Annotated in this window: 27 protein-coding genes; 10 read left to right on the forward strand and 17 right to left on the reverse strand. The window is 69.1% G+C overall.

Annotated elements, in window-relative coordinates; genetic code table 11:
* Positions 1 to 113: 113 nt before the first annotated feature.
* The 5 genes from RU09_RS04695 to RU09_RS04715 are packed head-to-tail and all read right to left on the reverse strand — an operon-like array spanning position 114 to position 6,260.
* A complete protein-coding gene (locus tag RU09_RS04695; RefSeq protein ID WP_042538036.1) occupies positions 114 to 1,826 on the reverse strand; it encodes an acetyl/propionyl/methylcrotonyl-CoA carboxylase subunit alpha in 1,713 nt (570 codons plus the stop codon).
* On the reverse strand, positions 1,823 to 3,412 hold the full coding sequence (locus tag RU09_RS04700) for a 5-oxoprolinase/urea amidolyase family protein (protein WP_042538038.1): 1,590 nt from the start codon (positions 3,410 to 3,412) through the stop codon (positions 1,823 to 1,825). The genes RU09_RS04695 and RU09_RS04700 overlap by 4 nt, the downstream gene beginning before the upstream one ends.
* Positions 3,412 to 4,212, reverse strand: a complete 801-nt coding sequence (locus RU09_RS04705; RefSeq protein WP_042538040.1) for a putative hydro-lyase — start codon at positions 4,210 to 4,212, stop codon at positions 3,412 to 3,414. Before RU09_RS04705 ends, RU09_RS04700 begins: the two co-directional genes overlap by 1 nt.
* Position 4,213: 1 nt before the next feature.
* Entirely contained in the window at positions 4,214 to 4,978 is a 765-nt protein-coding gene (locus RU09_RS04710; protein WP_042538041.1) for a LamB/YcsF family protein, read from the reverse strand.
* Positions 4,979 to 4,982: 4 nt separating this feature from the next.
* Positions 4,983 to 6,260 carry an NRAMP family divalent metal transporter gene (locus RU09_RS04715; RefSeq protein ID WP_042538044.1) on the reverse strand — a complete coding sequence of 426 codons (1,278 nt, stop codon included), beginning with the start codon at positions 6,258 to 6,260 and terminating at the stop codon, positions 4,983 to 4,985.
* A 174-nt stretch (positions 6,261 to 6,434) separates the two neighbouring features.
* Here RU09_RS04715 and RU09_RS04720 point away from each other — a divergent pair, with 174 nt between their 5' ends.
* A complete protein-coding gene (locus RU09_RS04720; protein ID WP_042538046.1) occupies positions 6,435 to 7,091 on the forward strand; it encodes a GntR family transcriptional regulator in 657 nt (218 codons plus the stop codon).
* Positions 7,092 to 7,125: 34 nt separating this feature from the next.
* On the opposite strand, the gene RU09_RS04725 is transcribed toward RU09_RS04720, so the two are convergent.
* Positions 7,126 to 7,791 carry a TetR/AcrR family transcriptional regulator gene (locus tag RU09_RS04725; protein WP_042538048.1) on the reverse strand — a complete coding sequence of 222 codons (666 nt, stop codon included), beginning with the start codon at positions 7,789 to 7,791 and terminating at the stop codon, positions 7,126 to 7,128.
* A gap of 138 nt (positions 7,792 to 7,929) precedes the next feature.
* Between RU09_RS04725 and RU09_RS04730 the strand changes: the two genes are divergently transcribed.
* On the forward strand, positions 7,930 to 8,724 hold the full coding sequence (locus RU09_RS04730; protein WP_197065961.1) for a DUF1266 domain-containing protein: 795 nt from the start codon (positions 7,930 to 7,932) through the stop codon (positions 8,722 to 8,724).
* A gap of 98 nt (positions 8,725 to 8,822) precedes the next feature.
* Here RU09_RS04730 and RU09_RS04735 read toward each other — a convergent pair whose 3' ends face one another.
* The 5 genes from RU09_RS04735 to RU09_RS04755 all read right to left on the reverse strand — a co-directional run bounded on the left by RU09_RS04735 (position 8,823) and on the right by RU09_RS04755 (position 14,762).
* Positions 8,823 to 9,818 (reverse strand): LacI family DNA-binding transcriptional regulator, encoded by a 996-nt coding sequence (locus RU09_RS04735; protein ID WP_042538052.1) that lies wholly within the window; start codon positions 9,816 to 9,818, stop codon positions 8,823 to 8,825.
* 56 nt (positions 9,819 to 9,874) lie between these two features.
* A complete protein-coding gene (locus tag RU09_RS04740; protein ID WP_197065963.1) occupies positions 9,875 to 11,305 on the reverse strand; it encodes a GH1 family beta-glucosidase in 1,431 nt (476 codons plus the stop codon).
* Between the two features lie 5 nt (positions 11,306 to 11,310).
* A complete protein-coding gene (locus RU09_RS04745; RefSeq protein ID WP_042538056.1) occupies positions 11,311 to 12,201 on the reverse strand; it encodes a carbohydrate ABC transporter permease in 891 nt (296 codons plus the stop codon).
* Positions 12,198 to 13,286, reverse strand: a complete 1,089-nt coding sequence (locus tag RU09_RS04750; RefSeq protein ID WP_042538059.1) for a carbohydrate ABC transporter permease — start codon at positions 13,284 to 13,286, stop codon at positions 12,198 to 12,200. The genes RU09_RS04745 and RU09_RS04750 overlap by 4 nt, the downstream gene beginning before the upstream one ends.
* A gap of 168 nt (positions 13,287 to 13,454) precedes the next feature.
* A complete protein-coding gene (locus tag RU09_RS04755; RefSeq protein WP_042538061.1) occupies positions 13,455 to 14,762 on the reverse strand; it encodes an ABC transporter substrate-binding protein in 1,308 nt (435 codons plus the stop codon).
* 157 nt (positions 14,763 to 14,919) lie between these two features.
* Here RU09_RS04755 and RU09_RS04760 point away from each other — a divergent pair, with 157 nt between their 5' ends.
* The 3 genes from RU09_RS04760 (at position 14,920) to purQ (ending at position 16,547) form a co-directional block, all read left to right on the forward strand.
* Positions 14,920 to 15,450 (forward strand): adenine phosphoribosyltransferase, encoded by a 531-nt coding sequence (locus RU09_RS04760; protein ID WP_042538063.1) that lies wholly within the window; start codon positions 14,920 to 14,922, stop codon positions 15,448 to 15,450.
* A 144-nt stretch (positions 15,451 to 15,594) separates the two neighbouring features.
* Positions 15,595 to 15,843, forward strand: coding sequence for a phosphoribosylformylglycinamidine synthase subunit PurS (gene purS / locus RU09_RS04765; RefSeq protein WP_042538064.1), 249 nt, complete (start codon positions 15,595 to 15,597; stop codon positions 15,841 to 15,843).
* Positions 15,840 to 16,547 carry a phosphoribosylformylglycinamidine synthase subunit PurQ gene (gene purQ, locus RU09_RS04770; RefSeq protein ID WP_042538067.1) on the forward strand — a complete coding sequence of 236 codons (708 nt, stop codon included), beginning with the start codon at positions 15,840 to 15,842 and terminating at the stop codon, positions 16,545 to 16,547. The genes purS and purQ overlap by 4 nt, the downstream gene beginning before the upstream one ends.
* Before the next feature lie 236 nt (positions 16,548 to 16,783).
* Here purQ and RU09_RS04775 read toward each other — a convergent pair whose 3' ends face one another.
* The gene (locus tag RU09_RS04775) at positions 16,784 to 18,013 is read right to left on the reverse strand and encodes a hypothetical protein (RefSeq protein WP_231567467.1); all 1,230 of its coding nucleotides are present in this window, start codon (positions 18,011 to 18,013) and stop codon (positions 16,784 to 16,786) included.
* A 194-nt stretch (positions 18,014 to 18,207) separates the two neighbouring features.
* On the opposite strand from RU09_RS04775, the gene RU09_RS04780 reads away from it, so the two are divergent.
* A complete protein-coding gene (locus RU09_RS04780) occupies positions 18,208 to 18,657 on the forward strand; it encodes a VOC family protein (protein ID WP_042538071.1) in 450 nt (149 codons plus the stop codon).
* Here RU09_RS04780 and RU09_RS04785 read toward each other — a convergent pair.
* Entirely contained in the window at positions 18,654 to 19,082 is a 429-nt protein-coding gene (locus RU09_RS04785) for a DUF1761 domain-containing protein (RefSeq protein ID WP_042538072.1), read from the reverse strand. The two genes, RU09_RS04780 and RU09_RS04785, sit on opposite strands and share 4 nt — an antisense overlap.
* Positions 19,083 to 19,220: 138 nt before the next feature.
* On the opposite strand from RU09_RS04785, the gene RU09_RS04790 reads away from it, so the two are divergent.
* A complete protein-coding gene (locus tag RU09_RS04790) occupies positions 19,221 to 20,882 on the forward strand; it encodes a glycoside hydrolase family 13 protein (protein ID WP_042538073.1) in 1,662 nt (553 codons plus the stop codon).
* 69 nt (positions 20,883 to 20,951) lie between these two features.
* A complete protein-coding gene (locus RU09_RS04795; protein ID WP_042538074.1) occupies positions 20,952 to 21,959 on the forward strand; it encodes a LacI family DNA-binding transcriptional regulator in 1,008 nt (335 codons plus the stop codon).
* Positions 21,960 to 21,993: 34 nt separating this feature from the next.
* Here RU09_RS04795 and nhaA read toward each other — a convergent pair whose 3' ends face one another.
* From nhaA to RU09_RS04805, 3 genes are all read right to left on the reverse strand, one after another.
* Positions 21,994 to 23,259 carry a Na+/H+ antiporter NhaA gene (gene nhaA, locus RU09_RS04800; RefSeq protein ID WP_052492858.1) on the reverse strand — a complete coding sequence of 422 codons (1,266 nt, stop codon included), beginning with the start codon at positions 23,257 to 23,259 and terminating at the stop codon, positions 21,994 to 21,996.
* Between the two features lie 64 nt (positions 23,260 to 23,323).
* On the reverse strand, positions 23,324 to 23,497 hold the full coding sequence (locus RU09_RS18670) for a hypothetical protein (protein WP_164481681.1): 174 nt from the start codon (positions 23,495 to 23,497) through the stop codon (positions 23,324 to 23,326).
* Between the two features lie 32 nt (positions 23,498 to 23,529).
* Complete coding sequence (locus RU09_RS04805) at positions 23,530 to 23,871, reverse strand: ArsR/SmtB family transcription factor (RefSeq protein WP_042538075.1); 342 nt, start codon at positions 23,869 to 23,871, stop codon at positions 23,530 to 23,532.
* An 83-nt stretch (positions 23,872 to 23,954) separates the two neighbouring features.
* Here RU09_RS04805 and RU09_RS04810 point away from each other — a divergent pair, with 83 nt between their 5' ends.
* Positions 23,955 to 25,292: an FAD-dependent oxidoreductase gene (locus RU09_RS04810; protein ID WP_042538076.1), complete on the forward strand. Its 1,338-nt coding sequence runs from the start codon at positions 23,955 to 23,957 to the stop codon at positions 25,290 to 25,292.
* Positions 25,289 to 25,696, forward strand: coding sequence for an arsenate reductase ArsC (locus RU09_RS04815; protein WP_042538078.1), 408 nt, complete (start codon positions 25,289 to 25,291; stop codon positions 25,694 to 25,696). Before RU09_RS04810 ends, RU09_RS04815 begins: the two co-directional genes overlap by 4 nt.
* A gap of 120 nt (positions 25,697 to 25,816) precedes the next feature.
* Here RU09_RS04815 and RU09_RS04820 read toward each other — a convergent pair whose 3' ends face one another.
* Positions 25,817 to 26,446 carry a superoxide dismutase gene (locus RU09_RS04820; RefSeq protein ID WP_042538081.1) on the reverse strand — a complete coding sequence of 210 codons (630 nt, stop codon included), beginning with the start codon at positions 26,444 to 26,446 and terminating at the stop codon, positions 25,817 to 25,819.
* Positions 26,447 to 26,465 lie beyond the last annotated feature (19 nt).

Consider the following 26,465-nt stretch of genomic DNA (forward strand, 5'->3'; position numbering starts at 1 on the left):
ACGCTCGACCCGCGAACCCGAAGATCCCGGATGCTGCAGCTGCGGCGTCCGGGATCTTCGCGTCCGGCGGCGATCGCGATCAGGCGGCGATCGCGATCAGGCGGCAATCGCGCTCAGTCGATGACGGCGATGACTCCGTCCGGCGCGATCGCCGCTGAGAGCTCGGCGCGGTGCGACAGGATGCCGGCGCGATGAGCGGCGACCGTGGTCTCCATCTTCATCGCGTCGAGCACGGCGACCGGATCGCCCTCGGCGACGTGCGCGCCGTCATCAGCGAGCCAGCGCACGAGTGTGCCGGGCGCCCGCGAGCGCAGTTCGGCCGGGTCGGATGCGGAGGGCGCGGGCCCGGAATCCGCCAGCCCGCCGAGTCCCGCGAGCAGGGCGATCGGCAGCCCGAGCACGACCCGACGTCCGTCGATCTCGACGGGGAAGCGCTGGAGTGCGGCATCCGGAGCGGGAGCCGGGCGCAGCTGAGGCTCGAGCCTCGGCAGCAACGTGCTCTCGATCCACTGCGTGTGCACCGCGAAGGTGTCGGTGGCGAACGCCGCGTCGTCGAGCGCGAGCAGATCGAACGGGATGACGGTGGCCGGCCCCTCGACCACGAGCTCGCGCAGCGCCCGCCGGGCCCGCACGAGTGCCGCATCACGGCTGTCGGCGTGCACGATGAGCTTCGCGATCATCGAGTCGAACGCCGGCTGAACGGCGTCGCCCGCCTCGATCCCGCTGTCCCAGCGCACACCGGGTCCGCCGGGGATCCGCAGCGACTCCACACGACCGGGACTCGGAAGGAACCCGCGACCCGGGTCTTCCGCGTTGATGCGGAACTCGAAGGCGTGCCCTGTCGGCGTCGGGGTCTCGGTGAACGAGATGCCCTCTCCGAACGCGATGCGGAACTGCTCTCGCACGAGATCCGTGCCGGTGACCTCTTCGGTGACCGGGTGCTCCACCTGCAGGCGGGTGTTCACCTCGAGGAAGGAGATCGTGCCGTCTGCGGCGAGCAGGAACTCGACGGTTCCCGCACCGCGGTACTGCACCTCGGCGCAGATCGCTCTGGCCGCGTCGTGGAATCGCGTGCGCTGGTCACTCGACAGCCCCGGCGCCGGGGCCTCCTCGATGAGCTTCTGATTGCGTCGCTGCATCGAGCAGTCCCGGTCGCCGACGACCACGATGCCGCCGAGCCCGTCGCCGAGCACCTGCACCTCGATGTGACGCGGGCTCTCGAGGAACCGCTCGACGAAGCACTCGCCGCGGCCGAAGGCGGCGATGGCCTCCCGGGTCGCGGCGTCGAAGGCGTCGGCGACCTCCGACAGCTCCCGCACCACCTTCAGGCCTCGCCCGCCACCGCCGAATGCCGCCTTGATGGCGATCGGAAGCCCGTGCTGCTCGGCGAAGGACACGGCCTCCGCAGGGCCGGCGAGGGGCTGGTCGGTGCCGGCCGCCAACGGTGCTCCGACGCGCTGCGCGATCCGGCGCGCGGTCATCTTGTCACCGAGCGCATCGATGCTGTCGGGCGAGGGTCCGATCCAGACGAGCCCTGAGCCTTCCACGGCCCGCGCGAACTCCGCGCTCTCCGAGAGGAATCCGTAGCCGGGGTGCACGGCATCCGCCCCGCTCTTCCGCGCCGCAGCGAGTAGCGCATCGATGGAGAGGTACGTGGCGGCAGCGGTGTCTCCCCCCAGACCCAGCGCCTCGTCGGCGAGTCGCACGTGCAGGGCGTCGGCGTCCTGATCGGCGTAGACCGCGATCGACGTGTATCCGGCTTCGGCGCAGGCGCGGATGACGCGCACGGCGATCTCTCCGCGATTCGCGATCAGCACCTTGGTCATGAGGTCTCCTTGACGATGAAACGAACTCGCGCACCGGGCGGCAGCTGCCCGGCGAGGTCGAGGCTGCGATCGGTGAGGGCGCCGATGATCGGATACCCGCCGGTGAGCGGATGGTCGGGCAGGAACAGCACGGGCTGACCGTCCGGAGGCACCTGGATCGCCCCGGTGACAGCACCCTCGCTGGGCAGCTCCCCGCCGACCGACCGTTCCAGGGGCACGACTCCCTCGAGCCTGATGCCGACCCGATCCGAGCGCGGGGTCGCAGTCCACTCCTGAGCGGTGAGGGTGGCGAGCGCTGCCGTCGTGAACCAGTCGTCGCGAGGACCGAGGGTGATCTCGAGCTCGACCAGCTCGCCGGGTGCGGGGAGGGCCCGCGGCATCGCATCGGGCTCGACGGGATGCGGTGCGCGATCGCCGACACGGAGCACGTCGCCTGCGGCGAGCGCCGCCGGGCCGAGACCGGCGAGGGTGTCGCTCGCGCGGCTGTCCAGCGCCGGTTCCGCCGCCACACCGCCGCGGACGGCGATGACGTAGCGCAGCCCGCTCGCGGGGTGCCCGAGAGTGAGCTCGTCACCGTCGACGGTGGCGAAGGGCACTCCATGGGCGATCTGACGCGCCACGCCACCGGCATCGATCAGCTCGAGGGATCCGACGGCACCCGCGACGGCGGCGACCCCGGCACCCCGGAAGCGCAGCACCGCGCCCCCGACGCTCTCGAGCACGGCGGCACCGGTCTCGTTGCCCACGGCACGGTTCGCGTCTCGCATCGCACGACGATCGGCGACGCCTGACGCCGAGACGCCGAGTGCCGCGAAACCCGGGCGACCGGCATCCTGCACCAGCAGCTGCAGTGACGGCCGCACGATCTCGACTGCGGCCGGCATGGGAGAACCCGGGTCCGGCGCACCGGCGACGGCGGGTCGATCGGCGACACCTCGCTCGTCGGCCCGTTCGTCTGCGTCGCCCGACGTCACGACCTGCTCGCGCACGCGTTCGAACCGCACGGTCGTGCCCGGCGACAGCAGCGCAGGCGGGTCGCGGTCGATGTCCCACATCAGGGCATCCGTGCGACCGATGAGCTGCCACCCACCGGGACTCTCACGCGGGTACACCCCGGTGAACTGCCCGGCGAGCGCCACGGACCCTGCGGGCACACGCGTGCGGGGCGACGAGCGGCGCGGCACGTCGAACAGAGGATCGCTGCTCACCACATAGCCGAAACCGGGAGCGAAGCCCGAGAAGGCCACCTTCCAATCGGCACCGAGATGACGATTCACGAGCTCTGCCGCCGACACGCCCAGCAGGGCTGCGGCCTCGTGGAGGTCTTCGCCGTCGTACCGCACCGGCACCGTGACCTCGCCGGTGACCGGCAGGTGAGCGGTGTCGATGTCCGTCGCCGCGAGCGCCTCTGCGAGATCGCCGGCCGAGACGACGAGCGGATCGAAGCGCACGAGCACGGTGCGAGCGCCGGGGATGCGCTCGACCACACCGCGCACTCCGTCCCAGGCGAGGTTCAGGCGCATCGCCTCGTCGAGGTCGGCCGCCTCGACGAGAAGCGCGTGATCGGATGCGGTGAGGATGCGCATCAGACGAGGTACTCGGCATCCGGCACGTCGGTGATGAACATGTACCCCGGTGCGTGGGTGATGGCGAACGGCGGCTTCGAGGCCATGATCGCGGCCTGAGGGGTGACGCCGCAGGCCCAGAACACCGGCACTTCGCCGTCGCGCACCTCGGGGGCATCCCCGAAGTCGGGGCGGGCGAGGTCGAGGACTCCGAGGGATGCCGGGTCGCCGACGTGCACCGGAGCACCGTGCACAGCGGGGGTTCGGCCGGAGATCTGCACGGCATCCGCCACTCGGTCCGCCGCGATCGGCCTCATCGACACGACCATCTCACCGCTCAGGCGACCCGCCGGTGCGCAGGGCACCGAGGTGCGGTACATCGGCACATTGCGACCGAGCTCCTGATGACGGATCGGGATGCCGGCCTCGACGAGTCCGGACTCGAACGTGAAGCTGCATCCGATGAGGAACGAGACGAGGTCCGGATGCTCCGCCCAGGCCGCCGTCGCGTCGGCGACCTCCTCGGCCAGCTCGCCGTCGCGCCAGATGCGATACCGGCCGATGTCCGTGCGGATGTCGCTGCCCGGCGCGAGCCGTGACTCCACCTCTCCCTGCTCGATGACCTCGAGCACGGGGCACGGCTTCGGATTGCGCTGTGCGAAGAGCAGGGTCTCGAAGGCCCAGTCCCCGGGCACGGAGATGAGATTGGCCTGTGTCAGCCCGACCGCGACCCCGCTGGTCGGCTCGGCGTGCCCTGCCCGGATGGCGGCACGGGCCGCGCGCGCGTCGGCGAGCTGGGCTGCGGTGGCGAGGACGGTCATGTCAGACGCCCGCGAACGGTGCGATCGTGATGCCCGCCTGCTGCAGCATCCGCTTCGTCTCTGCCGCCATGGCCACCGAACCAGGGCTGTCTCCGTGCACGCAGATCGACTGCGCGCTGACGGGCACGTCGGTGCCGTCGATCGCGCGGATCACTCCCTCGCCGGCCAGGCGCACCATGCGCTCGGCGACCGCCGCGGGATCGTGCAGCACAGACCCGGGCTCGGTGCGCGAGACGAGCTGCCCGTCGGGCTGATACGCCCGATCGGCGAAGGCCTCTGCGGCAGTCTGCAGCCCCGCGCGCTCGGCGACGTCGAGCACGACACCTCCGGCCAGGCCCAGCAGCACGAGGCTCGGATCGATCGCGCGGATGGCCGCCACCACGTCCTTCGACTGCCGCTCATCGCGGGCGATCGTGTTGTAGAGCGCTCCGTGCGGCTTGACGTAGGCGACCTTTCCGCCGACGGCTGCGGCGAGACCTATCAGCGCCCCGAGCTGGTACTCGACGTGGGCCTGCAGGGTGGCCGAATCGATGTCGACCTTCGTGCGGCCGAAGTTCTCGTAGTCGCGGTAGCCGGGGTGCGCGCCGATCACGACGCCTCCGGCCACCGCGCTGGCGAGGGTCGCGCGGATGCCCTCGGGGCTGCCCGCGTGGAAGCCGCACGCCACGTTCGCACTCGTCACGAGGTCGAGCATGCTCTCGTCGTCGCTGACGATCCGGTCGGCGACGTTCTCGCCGAGGTCCGAGTTCAGGTCGATCGATGCCATGGGGTCACGCTCCGGTTCCGAGGAAGGCGAAGATCGGGCCGACCGAGACGATGCCCATGTACCAGGTGAGCAGCGTCACGACCGTGCCCGCGATGAGCAGCCACAGCGGGTACTTCTTCGAGCCGAGCAGGTCACGACGGAACCAGCCGATGTACATGAAGACCGTGAGGCCGATGGGGAGGATGAGGCCGTTGAAGCCGCCGACGAACACCAGGATCGCAGCAGGGGCCGTGCCGATCGACAGGTAGACGATCAGCGACACGACGATGAAGGCGACGGTGGCCAGCTGCAGCGGCCAGCCGCCCCTGAGCTTCTTCGTGAAGGTCGAGAGGAAGGTCGCCGACGTGTATGCGGCGCCGATCACCGAGCTGATGGCCGCGGCCCAGAAGATCGCGCCGAAGATGCGCAGCCCCGCGTCGCCGAGCACGGCGCCGAAGGCCTGTCCTGCCGGGTTGGCGGCCTGGCTCGACAGGTCGAGCGAGACGCCGGAGGCGACCACACCGAGGATCGCGAGGAACAGCACGTAGCGCATGATGCCGGTGACGAGGATGCCGTTCGCCGCGGCGCGCATCACCGGGCCGGCCTGCTCCGGACCGGTGTGTCCGGAGTCGAGGTAGCGGTGGGCGCCCGAGTAGGTGATGTATCCGCCGACCGTTCCGCCGACGATCGTGGTGATCGTGGCGAAGTTCAGTTCGTCGGGTACGAACGTCTGTCGCAGGGCCTCGCCGATCGGCGGCTGGGCGATCACCGCGACGATCACGGTCATCACGATCATTCCCACGCCGAGCACGATCAGCACGACGTCCATCACCGGGCCCGCCTTCTTGACGAGGAAGATGATGATCGCGAGGGCCGCGGTGAGTGCTCCGCCGAGCTTGGGATCGATGCCGAGCAGGGCGTTGAGGCCCAGTCCGCCACCCGCGATGTTGCCGATGTTGAAGGCCAGGCCGCCGATCACGACGAGCACGGCGATCAGGTGTCCGGAGAACGGGATGGCGCTGTTGGCGAGCTCTCCGGCGCGCTTGCCCGATGAGGTGATCATGCGCCAGACGTTCAGCTGCACTGCGATGTCGATGAGGATCGAGACGAGGATCGCGAACGCGAAGGCGGCCCCCATCGTCGCGGTGAACGTGGCCGTCTGGGTGATGAATCCTGGGCCGATGGCGCTGGTGGCCATCAGGAAGATCGCGCCGATCACGGCGCTGCGGCCTGCCCGCCTCTTGGCTCCGGCGAGGCGGACTTCGTCTTCTGCGGACAGCGGGGCTGCGGTGTTCTCTGACATTGCGGGGGATTTCCCATCGTCGTTGGTGGGTGTCGAGTGACATCCAGTGTAGAACGGATCGAGCAATATTGTTCAACAACTTTGTTTCAGCTGTGCTACGACCGAGTTGCGTTCGCGTGATGCCGCGGTCGCCTCCTCGAACGATCCGCCGCGCCCGCCGCCTACGATGAAGGCATGAACCAGCAGGGCATGCTCGCCGATGCGCTCCGTCAGCAGATCATCGACGGCGCCTTCGCCCCCGGTTCACGGCTGTCGGAATCGGCCCTCGCCGAGCACTTCGGCGTCGCGCGCAACACGCTGCGAGAGGCGTTCCGCGCGCTCTCCGAGCAGGGTCTTCTCGAGCACGTGCCGCACCGGGGCGTCTCCGTCGCGTCGCCCTCGATAGCCGACGTCATCGACATCTACCGAGCACGCCGCGTCATCGAGTGCACGGCGCTCCTGCATTCCGAGCCCGAGCACCCCTCGGTGCAGCGGATGCAGCAGGCGGTGCTCGCCGCCGAGAAGGCCGCCCAGGATGCCGTCCACGACGACGCGGGCGCCTGGCGCGAGGTGGGCAGCGCCAATATGGCATTCCACGTCGCCCTGGTCGATCTCGCCGACAGCCCCCGCCTGGCCCGCACCTATCGCGACCTGGCGGCCGAGCTGCGGCTGGCGTTCCTGAAGATCGACGATCCGCGATCGCTCCACGAGCCGTTCGTGCGCAAGAACCGCGCGGTGCTCGACACCTTCCTCACGCAGGGTGCGCAGGAAGGCGCGGCCGAGCTCGAGCGCTACCTCGTGCAGTCGGAACGCGTCGTGCTCGGTGCGTTCGCCCGGATGCAGCTGGGCTGATCCCGACCCTCGCCGATCGATGTCGGTGCCGGGGTCATTCCTCCGCGCGCAGCGCGCCGGACGCTCTGGTCCTCGCGTCGGGGTCCCGCGGGGCGAGCTGGAGAGGAAGCGGCGCCTGCGGCTCGGGGAGCCCGTAGAGCCGGTGCATCCAGCGGCGAGCGTCTTCGAGAGGATACGTGTCGCCGTAGACGGCGTACTTCATGAAGATGCCCTCGAGGGTGCTGCGCAGCATGATCTCCTCGAGCGCCGGATCCGCGGCGCCGCGTTCGCGGAAGACCCCGCGAACGATGTCCTCCGACGCCCTCGCCTCCTCCGCGTGGCGCTCTTCGGCCTCCGCATACAGGCGGTGGGTGGTCGGCTGCTGCTGCATCGCGAAGACCGCGCGCTGCACCGGAAGGGCGTAGCCCGTGGCGGTGAGGGCGCCGTCGATGATGCCGGCGAGACGGTCGTCGGCCGACCCCTCGGCCTGGGGGATGCCGAACAGCGTCTCGAACCACCGGTCGAGCACTGCGGCGATCAGCCGCTCCTTGTTCCCGAAGTGATAGTTCGCGAGGCCCTGAGCCACTCCGGCTCGCCGCGTGATCTCAGCGATGCTCGCGCCCGAGACGCCGCGCTCGGCGAACAGATCGACCGCTGCCCGCAGGATGGCTTCGCGGGATCGTTCACGCGCCGCCCGGTTGTGTTCGTCTGAACGTGCCATTCGTGTCCCGCTCCCCAGCATCGGACGACTTCGATTTCTCCCCCCGGACGCTATATATTAGCGACTGAATAGCTGTTCAAGCTATGAGCTACGCCAGGCCTCACCCTCAGGAGTGTGATGAGCGCGACAGGATGGTTCATGCGACCCCAGAGGCTCGCACCCTCCGAGCTGTACTCCACGGATGACACCGAGGCGAACGAGATCGCCCTGGGCCTGCTGCAGATCAGCAGCCTGCCGTCCGGCCCGTGGAACGACCCGACGGCCCCCGGCCTCGGAACCGAGGAGAAGTCGCTGCTCGCCGAGCAGTGGGGCATCCACGATCGCGCGGACTGGCTCGGCATGATCGACCACCTGACCACGGTGCGACGACGACGTCATGCCTGGATGCTCCATCTCGCCGTGCGCAACGACCTGCACACAGCCCTCGGGCGGGTGCCGACGACGGAGGAGTGGCTCGCCGCGATCGCCGATGAGGGCGGGGACCGACGCGACGCACGACCTTTCGTCCGCGGCATCGAGCACATCGAGCAGGAGGTGCGCAGGCGAGTCGTCCAAGACGTCGTGACGCCCGACCTCTACGTCCGCACCCTCGACGCGTACGCACTCGGCCAGGCCGTGGTGATGACGACCTGGGGTGTGGCGCTCGGATACGCCGACGTCGCCGAGGCGCGTCGCATCATCCACCGGATCAGCGTCGACACCCGCCCGTCGTTCGTGTCGTGGGCCGATTTCGGCCTGAGCTACATCGCCGGACGCGTCATGCACTGGAGCGACGGCGATCTCGACGAGGACTCGTTCGAGAAGTACGGCGATTCGTCGCCCGTCTTCGCGAGTGCATCCACCGCGAAGCGGAACGGCCCGTGGGCGACGATGCCGTGGCCCGCGGTCATCGATCAGCGGTCTCGGCGCCGTCACCAGTACCGGATCACCTGACCGACCCAGACCCACGGATGCGGGCCGACCTGGAGGGGCGTATGGTCCGCATCCGTGTTCACTTCCGCGCCGGCGGAGACGCGGATCGCGTGGAGCGGCTACGACGAGGCGCGCACCACGAGCTCGGTCGGAAGGATCGTCGTGTGCGCGGGGTCGCGACCGGCGAGGCGCGAGAGCAGCACTCCGGCCATCGCCTCCCCCTGCGCATACATCGGCTGTCGCATCGTGGTCAGCTGCGGTTCGGTGCTCAGCGCGACGGACGAGTCGTCGAATCCGACGAGCGCGACGTCTTCGGGAACGCGGATGCCGGCGGAGCGCAGCGCCGTCAGGGCGCCACGGGCCATGAGGTCGCTGGCGACGAAGATCGCGTCGGGGCGGCCCTCGGCGAGGATGCGGCGCGCCGCATCCGCTCCGCTGGCCTCGCTGTAGTCACCCGCCTCTTCGGCGAACGGCGAGAGCCCGGCGTCCGCCAGTGCGCCGCGGAAGCCCTGCACACGGTCGACCGACGAGACCATCGTCATGGGTCCCGAGATCGTCGCGATGCGTGTGCGGCCGGTCTCGATCAGATGCTGGGTGGCCGTGCGAGCTCCGGCGACGTTGTCGACGTCGACCACGTAGTCACCCTCGCGGATCCGCACCGGTCGGCCACCCCAGACCACGGGCACGGCGTCGGCGACCCGGTCGATGAAGGCGTCGCTGGTGTGGTGAGACACGATGAGCGCACCGTCGACACCGCCGTTGCGCACGAAGCTGGTCATCTTGTCGCCGGGATCGTCGCTCGCGATGAGCAGGTTGAGCAGGTAGTCCGACCCCCGGAGCGCACCCGTGATGCCCGCGACGATCGACGCGAAGAACGGGTCGCCGAAGAAGCGCGTGGTGTCTTCGGGCACGATCAGCGCGATCGCGTGAGTCTGCCTCGACGCGAGCGAGCGAGCCGCGCGATTGGGCACGTAGCTGAGCTCCTCGATCGCGCGCTTCACCGACTCGAGGGCCTCAGGGCTCACCGCCGTCGAGCCGTTGACGACCCGCGACACCGTCGATCTCGACACCCCTGCGGCCGATGCCACCTCTTCGATGGTCGCTCGTGACGACACGGCTCTCCCCTCTGTCCGGCCGCGAGACCGGATGCTCTCGACTGTCGCTGCCGGCGTCAGAGAGCGCGGGCGGCGATGATGCGAGCGTACTCCCGACCGGAGTCCTTCAGACTCCGCTCCTGGGTGTCGTAGTCGACGCGCACGATGCCGAAGCGCTTGTCGTAGCCCCATGCCCATTCGAAGTTGTCGAACATCGACCAGTAGAAGTAGCCGCGCACATCGACGCCGGCATCTGCCGCGTCGAGCACGGCCGCGAGGTGCAGCCGCAGGAACTCGGTGCGGTCGGCGTCGTGCACACGGGTCTCGCCGTCTTCGACCACGGCGACGTCGTCGTAGGCAGCACCGTTCTCGGTCATGTAGAGCACGGTTCCTGCGGGCTCGGCGTAGTCGGTCCACACGCGCTGCAGCAGACGGGTCAGCCCCTCGGGCTGCACCTCCCAGTTCTGGGCGGTGCGCGGCAGTCCGCGTTCGACCGCGTAGATGCCATCGCTCGACGGGTAGGGGCTGCGTGCGGGGCGATCCGTCGCGGGCCCGCCGCTGACCGGCATCTCCGCCGGCGCCGTGCCCGACACGAAGTCACCGTGGTAGTAGTTGACGCCCTGCGTGTCGATGGGCTGCGAGATCACGGCGAGATCGCCGTCATGGACGGCATCCGTGAAGCGCGACACCGCGTCGGCATCCACCGCCCTGATGTCCCTGATGATGTCGTCGGGGTACACGCCGCGGTAGATCGGGTCGAGGAACCAGCGGTTGAACTGGCCGTCGACCCGACGAGCCGCGTCGACGTCGGCGGGATTCGCCGGATCTGCCGGGTCTGCGACGGTGTGGTTCAGGGTGATGCCGAGGTTGAGGCTCGCATCCCGACCGCGCAGCTCGCGCACCGTCTCGCCGTGGGCGAGCAGCAGGTGGTGGGCCGAGAGCAGCCCCTCGGCGACGCTCGTGTGCCCGGGAGCGTGCTCGCCGCCCGTGTAGGAGAGGAACGACGAGCACCAGGGCTCGTTCAGCGTCGTCCACACGTTCACACGGTCGCCCAGTGCGTCGTGCATCGTGCCCGCGTACTCGAGGAAGCGTCCGACGGTGTCGCGGTTCGTCCAGCCGCCGGTCTCCTGCAGCGCCTGCGGCATGTCCCAGTGATACAGGGTCAGCCACGGCAGGATGTCGTTCGCGAGCAGCTCGTCGACGAGGCGCTCGTAGAAGTCGACGCCCTTCGCGTTGACCGCGCCGCCGTCAGGACGCACCCGCGACCACGAGGTCGAGAAGCGGTAGGTCTGCAGCCCGAGCTCCTTCATGAGCGCGACGTCCTGCGGGTAGCGGTGATAGTGGTCGCACGCCACGTCGCCGTTGTCCCCGCCGATGACCGCACCCGGCTCGCGGCTGAAGGCATCCCAGATCGACGCGGTGCGCCCGTCTTCGAAAGCGGCCCCCTCGATCTGGTACGCCGCTGTCGCGGCGCCGAACAGGAAGTTCTCGGGGAAGGCGCGGGTCATAGGGGTCATCCTTTCACCGCGCCCGCCATGATGCCACTGACCAGCTGCCGGCCCGCCACCACGAAGAGGACGAGCAGCGGAAGGGTCGCGAGCACCGCACCGGCGAGCACGATCGAGTAGTCGATGTAATAGCCGGACTGCAGCTGGCTGAGCGCCGTCTGCAGAGTCGGGTTCTGCGGGGAGAGCACGATCAGCGGCCACAGGTAGTCGGTCCACGCGGTCATGAAGGTGAAGAGCCCGAGGATCGCCATGGCGGGCCGAGCCGCCGGGAGGCCGACGGTGAGGAACGTGCGGAACTGGTTGGCGCCGTCCATGCGCGCGGCCTCGATCAGCTCGTCGGGGATCACGTCGACCAGGTACTGCCGCATGAAGAAGACGCCGAAGGCGGTGACCAGGGTCGGCACGATGACCGCGCCGATCGATCCCGTCCAGCCGAGCTCGCGCATCAGCATGAACAGGGGGATGATGCCGAGCTGCGTCGGGATCGCCATGGTCGCGATCACGAAGATCATCAGTCCGTCGCGTCCCTTGAAGCGGAGCTTGGCGAACGCGTATCCGGCGAGCGTCGAGAACGTCACGACCGACAGCGTGATGATGCCGGAGATGAGGAACGAGTTCCCGAGCGCCAGCCAGAACGGGATCGCGTCGAACACCTTGGCGGCGTTGGCGAGGAAGTTGCCGCCGGGGATCAACGGCAGGGTCTCGCCGCGCGTCGAGTTGGTGCCGCTCGCCACGACGACCGACCACCACAGCGGGTAGACGCTGCCGATGATGAATGCGGCGAGCAGCCCGTAGGTGAGGAATCCGGGGCGGCTGCCGATTCCGGCGTTTCCGCCGACGGCGCCTCGGCGCCTGCGGATCTTCTCGGGGACGCTCAGCGCCTGTGTGGCGGTCATCGCGCGTTCTCCTCGGTAGTGGTGGCGATCGTCGAGCCTGCGGCTGCGGCCGTCGCGGCTGCGGCCGCGGCGGTGCGTGCGCGCCGTCGCGCGGCACGGTTCTGGGGAGCATCGCCTGTCGAGATCCGCCTCGAGATGAGGAAGTTGATCACTCCGATGCCCACGATGAGCAGGAACAGCAGGATCGCGACGGCGGATGCTTCGCCGAGGTCTCGACGGAAGAAGGCGAGCTCCCACAGGAACAGCACCGTGGTCTGGAACTGTCGGTCGCTGCCGCCGATTCCGCCCGCGGTCGAGACGTCGAACAGACGGGGCTCGGCGAAGATCTGCAGACCGCCGATCGTGGCCGTGATGATCACGAAGATGAGGGTCGGGCGGATCGTGGGGATCGTGATCGAGAAGAAGCGACGCGCGGCTCCTGCGCCGTCGAGCGCGGCCGACTCGTAGAGGTCGCGAGGCACCGCCTGCATGGCGGCGAGCAGGATGAGGGCGTTGTAGCCGGTCCAGCGGAAGTTCACCATCACGGCGATCGCCAGGTGCGAGAGCGCGGTGTCGTGCTTCCACTGCTGGTCGGCGATGCCGATCAGGTTGAGCAGGTTGTTGGCGAGGCCGTCGGCCTCGTTGAAGATGCTCGAGAAGATGATGGCGACGGCGACGGGCGTGACCACGAACGGGATGAGGATGCTCATGCGCCAGAAGGTGGGGGCGCGGAGGCCGCGATCGAGCAGGTAGGCGATCACCAGGGCAACCGCGAGCTGCGGGATCGCCGACAGCAGGAAGATGCTCAGGGTGTTGAAGATCGAGTTCCAGAACATCGCGTCGCCGAGGATCTCGATGAAGTTCCCTGCGCCGATGAACTCACCCTGCCCCTTGAGCAGGTCCCACTCGTGCACGGCCACCCACACCGTGTAGAGCAGAGGGAAGAGTCCGACCAGCCCGAACAGCAGGAAGAACGGCGAGATGTAGAAGTACGGGGACGCGTTCTGGTCGAACCGCGAGAGGCGGTGCCGCCAGGGACGCCGGCCGGCGGCATCCGCCTTCGGCGCATCGGATGCCGTCTCGCGGCGTTCCGCTGTGAGGGTCATGAGGGGTTCCTTCGTCTGAGTGGCGCGTGTCGTCTCGCTCGGCTCCGCCGTGCTCGCTCAACGACCGGAGAGTCGTCGGTCGTTGAGCGAGGAGCGAAGCCCCGAGACGAGACGCGGTGAGCGTTTCGTCTCGGGCGGCTCCGCTGCGCTCGCTCAACGACCGGAGGGTCAGTCGACCAGCTCGTTCAGGAGCTTGACCGCGGCATCCCAGGCGCCCTGGGTGTCGGTCTCGCCGCGGTCGAGGCCGCTGAGGGCCGGACCGAAGACGTTCTCCTGGATCACCGAGTCATCGGCGCCCTTGAACTGCGCCACGACACCCTTCGCACGCTCGGCGAGGATGGCGCCGGTGGGCGCGTCGTTGAAGAACGCGTTCGGCGTCGCCTCTGCGGAGAGCGTCTCCTGTGCCTCGACGGTGGAGGGGAAGTTGCCCGCGGCGGCGGACTGCTTGACCTGCTGCTCGGGCTGCGTCAGCCAGTCGGCCAGGTCGGCCGCGGCTTCCTTGTGCTCGGAGCTCTCGGGGATCGACAGGAAGGCGCCGCCCCAGTTGGCTGCTCCGCCGGGGAACACGTCGGCGAAGTCCCAGCCGGTCGACGCGTCGCCGCCTCCGGCCTCGACCTGACCCTGCACGACTCCGAGCATCCAGCCGGGGCAGACGAACGTGGCGAAGGTGCCGTCGACGAACGACTTGCCACCGTTCCAGTCCCATGCGGTCTGCGCGGCGGACTGGCCGCCCTCGGTCGCGGAGCCGAGCAGTTCGAAGCGCTCTTTGAGCTCGGCGTTGTCCTCGACGTTGAGCTCGCCATCGGAGGTGTAGTAGCCCTCGTCGAGCTGGTTGACCATGGCGTTCCAGACGAAGCCGGAGTGGTCGTACCAGGCCTTGCCGGTCTTCGCCGTGTACTCGGCGCCCACCGCGAAGTAGTTCTCCCAGTCGCCGTTCAGCAGCTCGGCCACCGACTCGCGGTCGCTCGGGAGTCCTGCTGCCTCGAAGGCTGCGCCGTTGTAGCAGATGCCGCTCGGGCCGATGTCGGTGCCGTAGCCGATCACGCGGCCCTCGGCATCGGTCGCCTGTCCGTACTTCCAGTCGACCCAGTCGGCCTTGCGGTCTTCGATGCCGTAGTCGCGCAGGTCGACGAAGGTGTCGGAGACGTCCATGATGGCGCCGAGCCAGCCCTCCTCGATCGCGACGACGTCGCTGAGGCCCGAGCCTGCCGCGATCTTCGTGAACGCGTCGGTGCGGGCGTTGCCGCCAGTGTCGATGTTGGTCGCCTCGATCGTGACGTTCGGGTTCGCCTTCTCGTACTCGTCGTAGAGGTCGTCGTATCCGAAGGTGCCGAACGTCGTGACGGTCAGCGTGACCTTCTCGTCACCGGTGGCGCTGTCTCCCGAGTCGGCAGAGGCGCAGCCGGCGAGGGCCAGGGCAGAGACGGATGCGACGGCTGCTGCCGTCAGGATCCGCTTGCGGGCACGTGTGTTCACAGTTCACTCCTTTGTGGTGGGTCGTGCGGTTGTGGTGCGTGTGGTGCGTCGGGGCAATGCGTGGAACTCTCGTGGGAGCGCTCCCACGCATTGATGAGAGACTCTATGGGAGCGCTCCCACGAATGTCAAGCCCCCGTGTTGGCGTACCCTTGACCGGTGCCCGACACCGAACTCTCCCCCGCCCTCGTCCGCGCCGAATCGCTGATCCGCAGCATCCCGGACTACCCGGAGGCGGGGATCATCTTCCGCGACATCACACCGCTGCTCGCCGACGCCGAGGCGCTTCAGGCCACGACCGACGCGATCATCGCGCCGTTCGCAGGGCAGTTCGACGTGGTCGCGGGCATCGAGGCGCGGGGGTTCATCCTCGCCGGGGCGGCCGCCATCGCCGCCGGCGTGGGACTCATCCCGATCCGCAAGGCCGGCAAGCTCCCCCGGCCCGCAGCATCCGTCGACTACGCGCTCGAGTACGGCACGGCGACGATCGAGATGCACGACGACCTGCCCGCAGGATCCCGCGTGCTGCTGATCGACGACGTGCTCGCCACGGGTGGCACGCTCGCCGCAGGACGCGAGCTCGTGGAGCGCCTCGGCAGCCACGTCGTCGGGATCTCGGTGCTGTTCGAGATCGACGGCCTGGGCGGCCGCGAGGCCATCGGAGACCTGCACACCGTCTTCCACGCCTGACGCTCGCGCTCTCGCTCAAGGCGCCTGCCGCGAGCCGGTAGACTGGTCGCGCCCGTCCGCCCGCGACTCCCGCGTTTCGACTCCTCGCTGCGCTCGTCGCTCAACGACCGATAGCTGCGGCCTGCGGCCGCCAGGAGGATCCACATGCCCACCATCGTCGTCGACGTCATGCCCAAGCCCGAACTGCTCGACCCGCAGGGGAAGGCCGTCTCTGGCGCATTCTCCCGTCTGGGCGTCGAGGGCTTCACCGATGTCCGCATCGGCAAGCGCTTCGAGCTCACCGTCGAGGGCGAGGTCACCGACGAGATCCTCGCCGAGGCCCGTCGCATCGCCGACGAGGTGCTCTCCAACTCCGTGATCGAAGACGTCGTGGGCATCGAGGTCGCTGCGTGAGCGTCCGCATCGGCGTCATCACCTTCCCCGGCTCGCTCGACGACCGCGACGCTCAGCGCGCCGTGCGCATCGCCGGCGCCGAGCCCGTCGCCCTCTGGCACGGTTCGCACGACCTCGAAGGCGTCGATGCCCTGGTGCTGCCCGGTGGCTTCAGCTACGGCGACTACCTGCGCGCCGGAGCGATCGCCGCGCTGTCGCCGATCATGAGCGAGGTCAAGGACGCAGCCGCCAAGGGCATGCCGATCCTCGGCATCTGCAACGGCTTCCAGATGCTCGTCGAGGCGCACCTGCTGCCCGGCGGTCTGATCCGCAACGACCACCAGCACTTCGTGCGTCGCGACCAGAAGCTCATCGTCGAGAACTCCGACACGGCGTGGACGAACCGCTTCCGCACCGGCCAGGAGATCACGATCCCGCTGAAGAACGCCGACGGCGGCTACATCGCCGACGAAGAGACGCTCGACCGTCTCGAGGGCGAGGGTCTCGTGGCCTTCCGCTATGCGGGCGTCAACCCCAACGGATCGCTGCGCGACATCGCCGGACTCACCAACGAGGCGGGCAACGTCGTGGGGCTCATGCCGCACCCCGAGCACGCCACCGAGGCCGGCTTCGGCCCCGACACCTCGGCCGCCATGCGCTCGGGCCTCGACGGACTCGACTTCTTCACGAGCGCGGTCGCCGCGGTCGTGCGCGTCGCCGCGTAAGCACCGCCTGAGCACCGAAGGGCACGCGGGCGCGCCGGTCAGCAGCCCGCCAGGGCTGGGGCCGGTCGACGCGGCATCCGCACTCCTACCCGGGGTCGATTCCGCACCCCGCACACAGCCGGGGTCAGTTCCGCATCGGAAACGACCGAATCGGATGCCTTTTCGACCCCGCATCGGTCTGAAAAAGCGAAACCGACCTCGCAATCGCAATCGCGTCCGGCGGGAGTCGGCGCCGCTCAGTCGACGGGAAGGCTGAAGGGGTTGTCCCCCGCGGCCGCGAGCAGGTACCACGCCGTCGCGCCGGTGTGCAGGCTGGCGTAGTAGAGGTCGCCGAAGCCGGAATCCAGGCCGTCGGTCGACGTCGCCACGATGCCCTTGCCGTCTCCGTTCGCCGCGTCGCGCTGGCCGAGTCGGATGCTGCTCAGCAGCGCCTCCGCGCGGTCGGCGTCGCCCGCTCCGCCCCTCAGCTTCAGGGCCAGTGCCAGGTGTCCGCTGCCCTCGAACCACACCTTGGAGGTGTCGACGTGACTGATGGACGGGCCGGTATACGGCCCGTCGGTGGCCATGAGGTTCGCGAGCGCCCAGTCGACAGCCGCACCGTACCGCGGGTCACCCGTGCCGAGCAGCGTCCAGGTCTGGGCGTCGAGCGGCACCGGATAGACGTTCGTGGTCGACCCGTCGAGCAGCGTGCCGGTGTCGACGTGACCGTCTGCGCTCTGCATCGCGGCGACGAATGCCGTGGCCACCGCCGCCCTGTCGGCCCACACGGGGTCGCCGGTCAGCTGGGCCAGCTGCGTGAAGAAGCCGGCGATGTCGGTGTTGTGCTCGGTGGACTTCCACTCCAGCGAAGAGCCGTTCTCGAGCTGACCCCCCGTATAGCCGAAGGGAGCCCGCGCCATGTCGGCGGTGTTGGTCTGGATCCACTCGGCGATCCGCACGGCTCCGTCGAGGTACTTCGACTCGCCGGTCGCGTGGAAGAGCCGCGCGAGCGCCATGCCCGCCCACGCCTGGTTGCCCGTGAAGGTGCCCGGGCCGGTGATCTCGACCCGCCCCTGTCGGATGCCGTGGGGTTCGTACGACGTGCGGACTCGCCCGTCGCCGATCGGATCGTTCTCCTGCACGAAGAGCAGGGTGTCGCCGATGGTCTGCGCCCGGCGGATGTCGTCCGGCAGGCCCCTGGCGGTGTACGCGATCACGACGAGTGCGTCGTCGTAGACGAAGGACGGAGTGAAGTCCCACGTCGGCAGGTCGGTGAAGAACCCTCCTTCGTAGCTGCGAGGAAGGCAGTGCCCGGCACCGTCGCAGAACTCGTCGACACGGGCGTCGAGGAACTCGTAAGCCAGGGCGACGGAGAGCGTGGGGTCGGAGGCGACGTCGGCGGTCGGAGCGTCGGAGGGGCCATCACCCGAGGCTGCGGTCGTCGCGCCCGCGACCAGGGCGGCGGCGATGAGCGCGGCGGCGATCATCCACGGAGCCGATCGACGCGACGAACCCGACATCAAGACCCCCTCGGTGTGGACCGCGGTTCGAGTGCACGACCCGCGAGCGACCAGGAGGTCACGTGCAAGATGCTGGCATACCAAGAAGTCCGAGCGGAAGGGGCGAAGGTCTAGTCTTTCGCCTCATCCGGCGTGTCGCGCTCGCGAGTAGCATCCGACGCATGCCCATCACACTGGAGAACGTCGGCATCGCCGTGCGCGACCTCGACGCGACCATCGCCTTCTTCACCGATCTCGGCCTCACTGTGCTCGGCCGCGACGAGGTCAGCGGAGAGTGGGCCGACACCGCAGTCGGCCTCGACGGCAATCATGCGAAGATCGCCGTGCTGCAGACACCGGACGGCCACGGTCAGCTCGAGCTGTTCGAGTACATCCACCCCGACGCGATCGAGACCGAGCCCACGCTGCCGAACGAGATCGGGATGCACCGGGTGGCGTTCTCGGTGGACGACATCGACGATTCCCTGGCCATCGCCGCCCGGCATGGATTCCGGCCCCTGCGGGGAGTCGCGAACTACCAGGACGTCTACAAGCTCACCTACCTGCGTGGCCCGAGCGGGATCCTCGTGATGCTCGCGCAGGACCTCACGAAGGATGCCTCAGCGGGCTAGCCGAGCGCAGGCGGCCAGACGCCGATGATCAGCGCCATGACCACGATCGTGACGAGCTCGTGGGCGATGTTCATGGTGGTCAGCGCTGTCGGGCGCCCCTCGAACGCATCGTGGGTGATGAACCGCGCGGCGGTGAATCCGGCCCACAGCAGCACACCGGTGACGACGGCCGCCCAGAAGAACGACCCGTCGTAGAAGTGCCACGCGATGGCGGAGGCTCCGGCCAGCACCCAGGCCGTCGCGAAGCTCACGAACACGGTGGTGATGATCGCCATCGTCGCGCTCGAGCCCGGGCGATCCATGTCGACGTTCGCGAGCTTCGACCAGCGCGTGCCGAACACCTTCGGGGAGTACCAGATCGTGCCGACGATCATGCTCGACGCGGTCGCGAGCAGAACGGCCCAGTAGTTGATCTCGGGAACCATGACAGCCTCCAGTCGTCGGATGCCCGAAGCCTACTCCCGGGCTGCAAGTCGCTGTGGAGCGGCGTGGAATATCGCGTTGCCGAAACGATTCGATCGCAATGGTGGCAGACCTGCAAGCGTTTGCACTAATCTGATCCCATGGCACAGCTTGAGCAGATCGCAGCCCCCGGTTCCGAGTGGTGGCGCAGCGCGGTCATCTACCAGATCTACCCTCGTTCGTTCGCCGACGCCTCTGGCGACGGCATCGGCGACCTGCCCGGCATCACCAGCCGGCTCGACTCCCTGAAGGAGCTGGGCGTCGACGCGATCTGGCTGAGCCCGTTCATGACGAGCCCGCAGCGTGACGCGGGATACGACGTGGCCGACTACCGCGACGTCGACCCGCTCTTCGGCACGCTCGACGACTTCGACACCATGCTCGACGAGGCGCACGCCCGCGGCATCCGCGTCGTCGTCGACCTGGTCCCGAACCACTCGTCTGCTCAGCACGCCTGGTTCCAGGAGGCGCTGAAGGCGGCTCCCGGCAGCCCCGAGCGAGCACGGTACATCTTCCGCGACGGCAAGGGCGAGAACGGCGAGCTGCCCCCCAACAACTGGGAATCCGTCTTCGGCGGCGGCATGTGGGAGCGCATCACCGAGGCCGACGGCACTCCCGGCCAGTGGTACCTGCACATCTTCGACCCCACGCAGCCCGACTTCGACTGGAACAACGAAGAGGTGCGCGAGGAGTTCCGCTCCATCCTCCGCTTCTGGCTCGACCGCGGCGTCGACGGCTTCCGCGTCGACGTGGCTCACGGCATGATCAAGGCCGAGGGCCTGCCCGACTACACCCCGCCGGCCGACGCCGACTCGATGGGCGGCGGCGAGGACGACGTGCCGTACTGGGGTCAGGACGGCGTGCACGAGATCTACCGCGACTGGCACAAGGTGCTCGCCGAGTACGACGGCGATCGCGCACTGTGCGGCGAGGCCTGGATGCCGACGCTGAAGCAGACCGCGCTGTGGGTGCGCCCCGACGAGATGCACCAGACATTCAACTTCCCGTACCTGATGACCGAGTGGGACGCGAAGGCTCTCGGCGACGTCATCCGCGAATCCCTCGACGCGTTCGGTGCGGTCGGTGCTCCGAGCACCTGGGTGCTGTCGAACCACGATGTCGTGCGCCACGCCTCGCGCCTCGCACTGACCGCCGAGAACCCGCAGGGTGAGGGCATCGGCCCGAACACCCCGCACAAGCCCGACACCGCGATCGGACTCGCCCGCGCCCGCGCGGCGACGACCGTGATGCTCGCCCTCCCCGGCTCCGCCTACCTCTATCAGGGCGAAGAGCTCGGCCTGCCCGAGGCGATGGAGATCCCCGACGCGTTCCGTCAGGACCCGACGTGGTTCCGCACGAACGGCGAGCGCTACGGACGAGACGGATGCCGCGTGCCGCTGCCGTGGGAGGCGGATGCTCCGGCGTTCGGCTTCAACGAGACCGGCGCGTCGTGGCTGCCGCAGCCGGCCGACTGGGCCTCGTACTCGCGCGATGTCGAGGAGGTCGACCCCTCGTCGACGCTCGCACTCTACAAGCGCCTGCTCGCCGGACGCCGGGAGTACGGCTTCGGCAGCGGCTCGCTGGTGTGGGAGGACGCCGGAGCGGATGCGGTGGCATTCCGCCGCGGCGACGTGCACGTGCTCGCGAACCTGGGCACCGAGCCGATCCCGCTGCCCGCCGGCGCGTTCGTGATCCTGCAGAGCCAGCTGTTCGACGGCGGCGCTGTGCCGGTCGACACGGCCGTCTGGTACACCACGGCGTAAGCCGGACACGGTGGGGCCGCGGCATCCGATGGGGATGTCGCGGCCCCACCGACTCAGAGAGGAATCCCCATGGCGAGCATCGATGAGGTCGCCCGGCTCGCCGGCGTCTCGACCGCGACGGTCTCGCGCGCCCTGAGCGGCCGAGGCCACGTGTCGGAGTCTGCTCGCCAACGCGTGCAGGAGGCGGCGGCGGCGCTCGGATACGTGGTCTCGTCTCGAGCCTCGAGTCTGGCGTCGGGTCGCACCCGCAACATCGGCGTGGTGGTGCCCTTTCTCGACCGCTGGTTCTTCAGCACCGTGCTGTCGGGGGTGTCGTCGGCGCTGATGCGCGAGGGCTACGACATCACCCTCTACAACATCACCGCCGACAAGGACGTGCGCCGCCACGTGTTCGACACGTTCCTGCGGCGGCAGCGGGTCGACGCCGTGATCGCGGTGTCGATCGAGCTCGACGCCGACGAGACGCAGCACCTGCTCGACCTCGGTCTGCCGGTGATCGCGATCGGCGGCCCGAATCCGAAGCTCGACACCCTGACGGTCGACGACGTGGCTGTCGCGCAGCTCGCCACAGAGCACCTGATCGGTCTCGGGCACCATGACATCGCCCACATCGGCGCGAACCCCGAGTTCGACATCGACTTCCACATCCCGACGAACCGTCGCCTGGGGTTCGAGAAGGCACTGGCGAAAGCCGGAATCCCCCTGAACCCCGCCTTCCTCGAACCGGCCGACTTCACCGTCGAGGGCGGATACCGCGCGGCGAAGCAGCTGCTCGGCCGCCCGGGCCCCCGGCCCACCGCCGTGTTCGCGGCATCCGACGAGATGGCCATCGGTGCGATCCTCGCCGCCCGCGACCTCGGCTTCGCCGTGCCGGACGACCTCTCGATCGTGGGCATCGACGGCCATGAGCTCGGCGAGTTCTTCCGGCTCAGCACGGTCGACCAGTTCCCGCTGGGTCAGGGTGAGCGCGCGGCGGATGCCGTGCTCGCCAAGCTCGCCGACGGAGAGGCCGCGGGCATACCCGCAGAGCTCCCCTATGAGCTGAACGTCCGAGGAACGACCGCGCGCCTGGTCTGATCGCGCTGGCCCCGCGACGGGCCCACTCTCGTCGTCATCGCGCGCGTCGCGCCACGGCATTCCGACGCGCGAGGATGCTGCCGCCGATGACCGCCGCGATGAGGGATCCCAGCAGCACGCCGATCTTGACGTGCTCGTCGGCGATCGAACTCGACCCGTAGGCGAGCTCGCCGACCAGCAGGGAGACGGTGAATCCGATCCCCGCGAGGAAGGCCATGCCGGTCAGGTCGGGCCAGCGCAGCGTCTCGTCGAGGCGCAGCGCCGGCACGCGGCTGAGCAGGAAGGTGGTCGCGAGGATCCCGATCGGTTTGCCCAAGACGAGTCCGACGATGATTCCGATCGCGATCGGGTCGGTGAGAGCCGACCGCAGCCCCTCGACACCGCCGATGGTGACCCCGGCCGCGAAGAAGGCGAAGACCGGCACGGCGAACAGCGTCGCCACGACGCCCCACCGATCGGCGAAGTGCGGGGCCAGACCGTCGTACACCGGCTCGCCGTCGGCATCCACTCCCCGTGGGACCCTGGCACGCTCGGTCGGCACGACGGGCACGACGAAGCCCAGCAGCACGCCGGCGACCGTGGCGTGGATTCCTGCGGCGTGGATGCAGACCCAGACCGCGACGGCGAGGGGAAGCAGGATCCACCACGCTCGAACACCCTTCTGCACGAGGAGGGCGAATCCGGCGAGCGGAAGCAGGGCGAGCGTGAGCCACGGGAAGCTGATCGTGTCGGTGTAGAACGTGGCGATGATCGTGATGGCGATGAGGTCGTCGATGATGGCGAGCGTCAGCAGGAAGACGCGCAGAGCGGGCGGCAGGAACCTGCCCACCACGGCGATCACGGCCACGGCGAACGCGATGTCCGTCGCGGTCGGGATGGCCCAGCCGCGCAGGGCGTCACCGTCGCCGGCGTTGATGACGGCGAAGATGACCGCCGGCACGATCACTCCGCCGACGGCCGCGGCGATCGGCAGCGCGGCCTGGCGCGGGTCGCGCAGGCGACCGGTGACGAACTCCTCCTTCAGCTCGAGACCGACGACGAAGAAGAAGATCGCCAGCAGGCCGTCGGCCGCCCAGGCACCGATGCTGAGGTCGAGGTGCAGCGCGGGGATGCCGAAGGTGAAGTCGCGCACGGACTCGTACCACGACACCGCGGAGGTGTTGGCGAGGATCAGCGCGGCGACGGTGGCGGCGAGCAGGAGCGAGCCACCGAGGACGTCGCTGCGGGCGTTGTTCCGGATGCCGCGCCACAGCTCGTGCGGAGCCAGGCGGAGACGGGGACGGGAAGGAGAAGTGGACACGAAGAGACCTCACGCGAGAGAAGGGGTGAACGGCGCCTAAGACCACACCCCATCGAGGCGTGGTCTAGTCGCGTGGCGGCGGGCAGCCCGCGATCTCACCGTGCGAAAGTGTGCCCCAGACGCTGGTCCAGCCGTTCGTGCCCGGGTGCATGACGACGCGCATCGACTTCCTCATCGGGGTCGCCGAACGCAGCTCATGCGGAGCGCGCGTCGAGCCGGCGATCGAGAGAAGGGCCATGGAGCAAGCCTATCGGGGTGTGCCTGAGCGATTCAGACGCGTCGCAGCGCTTCTCCGGCCGCGTCGAGCGCGCCGTCGGCGAGAGAGAAATACGCCCACTTGCCGCGCTGCTCGCGAGTGACGAGTCCGGCGTCGGCCAAGAGCTTCATGTGGTGCGAGACGGTGCCCTGCGAGAGGCCGACCGGGGCGGTGAGATCGCAGATGCAGGCCTCGCCGCCCTCCGCCGACGAGATGAGCGAGAGCAGGCGGATGCGCGTGGGGTCTCCGAGTGCTTTGAAGAGGTGCGCGATGCGCTCGGCCTCGGCGACAGGCAGCGCGGCTGCGGTGCCCGGGGTGCAGCAGGCGGTCTGCTCGATCGTCACCGGAAGCGTCATGCGACCATCCTCTCACGTATTGACATTCTTCGATACGTGAGCGACGCTTCTCATATCGATGATTTTCAATCTGAGGAGATGCGATGTCTGAACTGCCCGTCGTGGTGATCGGAGCGGGACCCCAGGGCCTCGCCGCAGCAGCACATCTGATCGAACGCGGTGAAGACGTCGTGGTGGTCGAACGAGGGCAGGGGGCTGCGAGCGCTGTCTCGGAGTGGGGGCATGTGCGCCTGTTCTCGGCATGGCCGGAACTGACCGACTCGGCCGCCCGTCGCCTGCTCGAGCCGACGGGGTGGAGCGCTCCTGCGTCGGGCTACCCGACCGGGGCGGAGTGGCTGAGCGACTACCTGGCGCCGCTCGCGGGTGCCCTGGGAGGCCGCATCCGCTACGCGACGACCGTCACGGGAGTCGCACGCCAGGGGCGCGACAAGGTCGTCGGCGCCGGGCGCAGGAGTTCGCCGTTCGTCGTGCACACCGTCGACGTCGACGGTGTCGAGTCCCGCATCCTCGCCCGTGCCGTCGTCGATGCGAGCGGCACGTGGGGCATGCCGAATCCGGCAGGCGCCGACGGCTTCCCGGCGGTCGGCGAGCGGGCGGCATCCGATCTCATCTCGTATCGCATCCCGGCCGACGTGTCGGAGCTCGCCGGCGAGCACGTCGTCGTCGTCGGAGCGGGGCACTCCGCCACCCATGCGGTGCTGCGCCTGAGCGAGCTGGCTCGCCGGGCACCGGGAACCCGGGTGACCTGGCTGCTGCGCCGAGGCAGCGCCGCGAACGTCTTCGGCGGCGGCAGCGGAGACGAGCTGCCGGAGCGGGCTGCACTGGGCGCTCGCGCCCGCAAGGTCATCGACACGGGCGTGGTCGAGCTGGTCACGGGGTTCCGCGTCGCGGAGTTCCGCGCCGCGGGCGACGGCATGACGATCGTCGCCGAGGACGGACGCGAGGTGGCGGCTGTCGGACGGGTGTTCGCGCTCACCGGCTTCCGTCCGGACACCGGCATCCTGCGGGAGCTGCGCATCGACCTCGACACCTCCCTCGAGGCCGTCGCCGGCATCGCCGCAGAGATCGATCCGAACATCCACTCGTGCGGATCGGTGTCGGCGACCGGCGCGCGCGAGCTCGCACAACCGGAGCTCGGGCTCTTCATCGTCGGCGCGAAGTCGTACGGCCGCGCACCGACGTTCCTCGCGCTGACGGGGTACGAGCAGGTGCGCAGCGTCGCCGCACACCTGGCCGGAGATCACGAGGCCGCGGCCCGCACTGAGCTCGTCCTCCCTGACACCGGCGTCTGCGGCGGATCGGGAGACTTCGGTGAAGCGGATGGTGCAAGCTGCTGCGCCGCACCGAGTGTGCTCCAGATCGGCAGGATTCCGTCGACGTCGCCCGAGCCCGCACGCTCGCTTACCCTGGAGACATCATGACGACCACCACCAAGCCCTCCGTCCTGTTCGTGTGCGTGCACAACGCCGGACGCTCGCAGATGGCCGCAGGCTTCCTGCGCGAGTTCGCCGGAGACCGCATCGAGGTGCGATCCGCCGGTTCCATGCCCGCCGAGCAGATCAACCCGGTCGCGGTCGAGGCGATGGGCGAGCTCGGCATCGACATCACCGCCGAGCAGCCCAAGGTGCTCACGACCGAGGCCGTACAGGCATCCGACGTCGTCATCACGATGGGATGCGGCGACGCCTGCCCGTTCTTCCCGGGCAAGCGGTACGAGGACTGGAAGCTCGACGACCCGGCAGGCCAGGGCATCGACTCCGTGCGTCCGATCCGTGACGAGATCCGCCGCCGCATCGAGACGCTCGCGGGCGAACTGCTGGCCTGACCCCGACCCCTGCGCCTCGGGAGGAGAACTGCGCTTCGGGAGGACGGATGCTGCGGCATCCTCCTCCCGAAGACGAGATCTCCTCCCGAAGGCACGGACGGAGACGGATCAGCAGGCGACTCAGCGGGCGACGATGAGGCCCTGCGTCTTCTCCTGCACGGCCTGGAACCGACGCTGCACGTCGGACCAGTTGACGAGCTCCCAGAACGCCTTGACGTAGTCGGCGCGCACGTTGAGGTAGTCGAGGTAGTAGGCGTGCTCCCAGACGTCGAGCTGCAGCAGCGGGGTGACGCCGAGCGGGGCGTTGCCCTGCTGGTCGAACAGCTGGAAGATGACAGGTCGCGCTCCGACGCTGTCCCACGCGAGCACGGCCCAGCCCGAGCCCTGCACGCCGAGTGCGGTCGCCGTGAAGTGCGCGCGGAAGGCGTCGATCGAGCCGAACGCGTCGGTCAGTGCCGCCTCGAGCTCGCCCTCGGGGTTGCCGCCGCCGTCGGGCGAGAGGTTCTCCCAGAACACCGAGTGGTTGATGTGACCGCCGAGGTTGAAGGCGAGGTCCTTCTCGAGCTTGTTGACCGCGGCGAAGTCGTTCGAGTCGCGGGCTGCGGCCAGCTGCTCGAGCGCGGTGTTGGCACCGGTCACGTAGGCCTGGTGGTGCTTCGAGTGGTGCAGCTCCATGATCTTGCCCGAGATGTGCGGGGCGAGAGCCGAGTAGTCGTACGGCAGCTCGGGGAGGGTGTACGCAGAGGTCATGCTGTTCCTTTCGGTGGGG

Source organism: Microbacterium sp. MEJ108Y (assembly GCF_000834175.1).
Classification (GTDB): Bacteria; Actinomycetota; Actinomycetes; order Actinomycetales; family Microbacteriaceae; genus Microbacterium; species Microbacterium forte.

Coding starts and splice junctions, on each gene's coding strand:
- RU09_RS04695 (WP_042538036.1), bottom strand. CDS start 1,826: ATGACCAAGGTGCTGATCGCGAATCGCGGAGAGATCGCCGTGCGCGTC.
- RU09_RS04700 (WP_042538038.1), bottom strand. CDS start 3,412: ATGCGCATCCTCACCGCATCCGATCACGCGCTTCTCGTCGAGGCGGCC.
- RU09_RS04705 (WP_042538040.1), bottom strand. CDS start 4,212: ATGACCGTCCTCGCCACCGCAGCCCAGCTCGCCGACGCGCGCGCGGCC.
- RU09_RS04710 (WP_042538041.1), bottom strand. CDS start 4,978: ATGGCATCGATCGACCTGAACTCGGACCTCGGCGAGAACGTCGCCGAC.
- RU09_RS04715 (WP_042538044.1), bottom strand. CDS start 6,260: ATGTCAGAGAACACCGCAGCCCCGCTGTCCGCAGAAGACGAAGTCCGC.
- RU09_RS04720 (WP_042538046.1), top strand. CDS start 6,435: ATGAACCAGCAGGGCATGCTCGCCGATGCGCTCCGTCAGCAGATCATC.
- RU09_RS04725 (WP_042538048.1), bottom strand. CDS start 7,791: ATGGCACGTTCAGACGAACACAACCGGGCGGCGCGTGAACGATCCCGC.
- RU09_RS04730 (WP_197065961.1), top strand. CDS start 7,930: ATGCGACCCCAGAGGCTCGCACCCTCCGAGCTGTACTCCACGGATGAC.
- RU09_RS04740 (WP_197065963.1), bottom strand. CDS start 11,305: ATGACCCGCGCCTTCCCCGAGAACTTCCTGTTCGGCGCCGCGACAGCG.
- RU09_RS04745 (WP_042538056.1), bottom strand. CDS start 12,201: ATGACCGCCACACAGGCGCTGAGCGTCCCCGAGAAGATCCGCAGGCGC.
- RU09_RS04750 (WP_042538059.1), bottom strand. CDS start 13,286: ATGACCCTCACAGCGGAACGCCGCGAGACGGCATCCGATGCGCCGAAG.
- purS (WP_042538064.1), top strand. CDS start 15,595: ATGCCCACCATCGTCGTCGACGTCATGCCCAAGCCCGAACTGCTCGAC.
- RU09_RS04775 (WP_231567467.1), bottom strand. CDS start 18,013: ATGATCGCCGCCGCGCTCATCGCCGCCGCCCTGGTCGCGGGCGCGACG.
- RU09_RS04780 (WP_042538071.1), top strand. CDS start 18,208: ATGCCCATCACACTGGAGAACGTCGGCATCGCCGTGCGCGACCTCGAC.
- RU09_RS04785 (WP_042538072.1), bottom strand. CDS start 19,082: ATGGTTCCCGAGATCAACTACTGGGCCGTTCTGCTCGCGACCGCGTCG.
- RU09_RS04790 (WP_042538073.1), top strand. CDS start 19,221: ATGGCACAGCTTGAGCAGATCGCAGCCCCCGGTTCCGAGTGGTGGCGC.
- RU09_RS04795 (WP_042538074.1), top strand. CDS start 20,952: ATGGCGAGCATCGATGAGGTCGCCCGGCTCGCCGGCGTCTCGACCGCG.
- RU09_RS18670 (WP_164481681.1), bottom strand. CDS start 23,497: ATGGCCCTTCTCTCGATCGCCGGCTCGACGCGCGCTCCGCATGAGCTG.
- RU09_RS04805 (WP_042538075.1), bottom strand. CDS start 23,871: ATGACGCTTCCGGTGACGATCGAGCAGACCGCCTGCTGCACCCCGGGC.
- RU09_RS04810 (WP_042538076.1), top strand. CDS start 23,955: ATGTCTGAACTGCCCGTCGTGGTGATCGGAGCGGGACCCCAGGGCCTC.
- RU09_RS04815 (WP_042538078.1), top strand. CDS start 25,289: ATGACGACCACCACCAAGCCCTCCGTCCTGTTCGTGTGCGTGCACAAC.
- RU09_RS04820 (WP_042538081.1), bottom strand. CDS start 26,446: ATGACCTCTGCGTACACCCTCCCCGAGCTGCCGTACGACTACTCGGCT.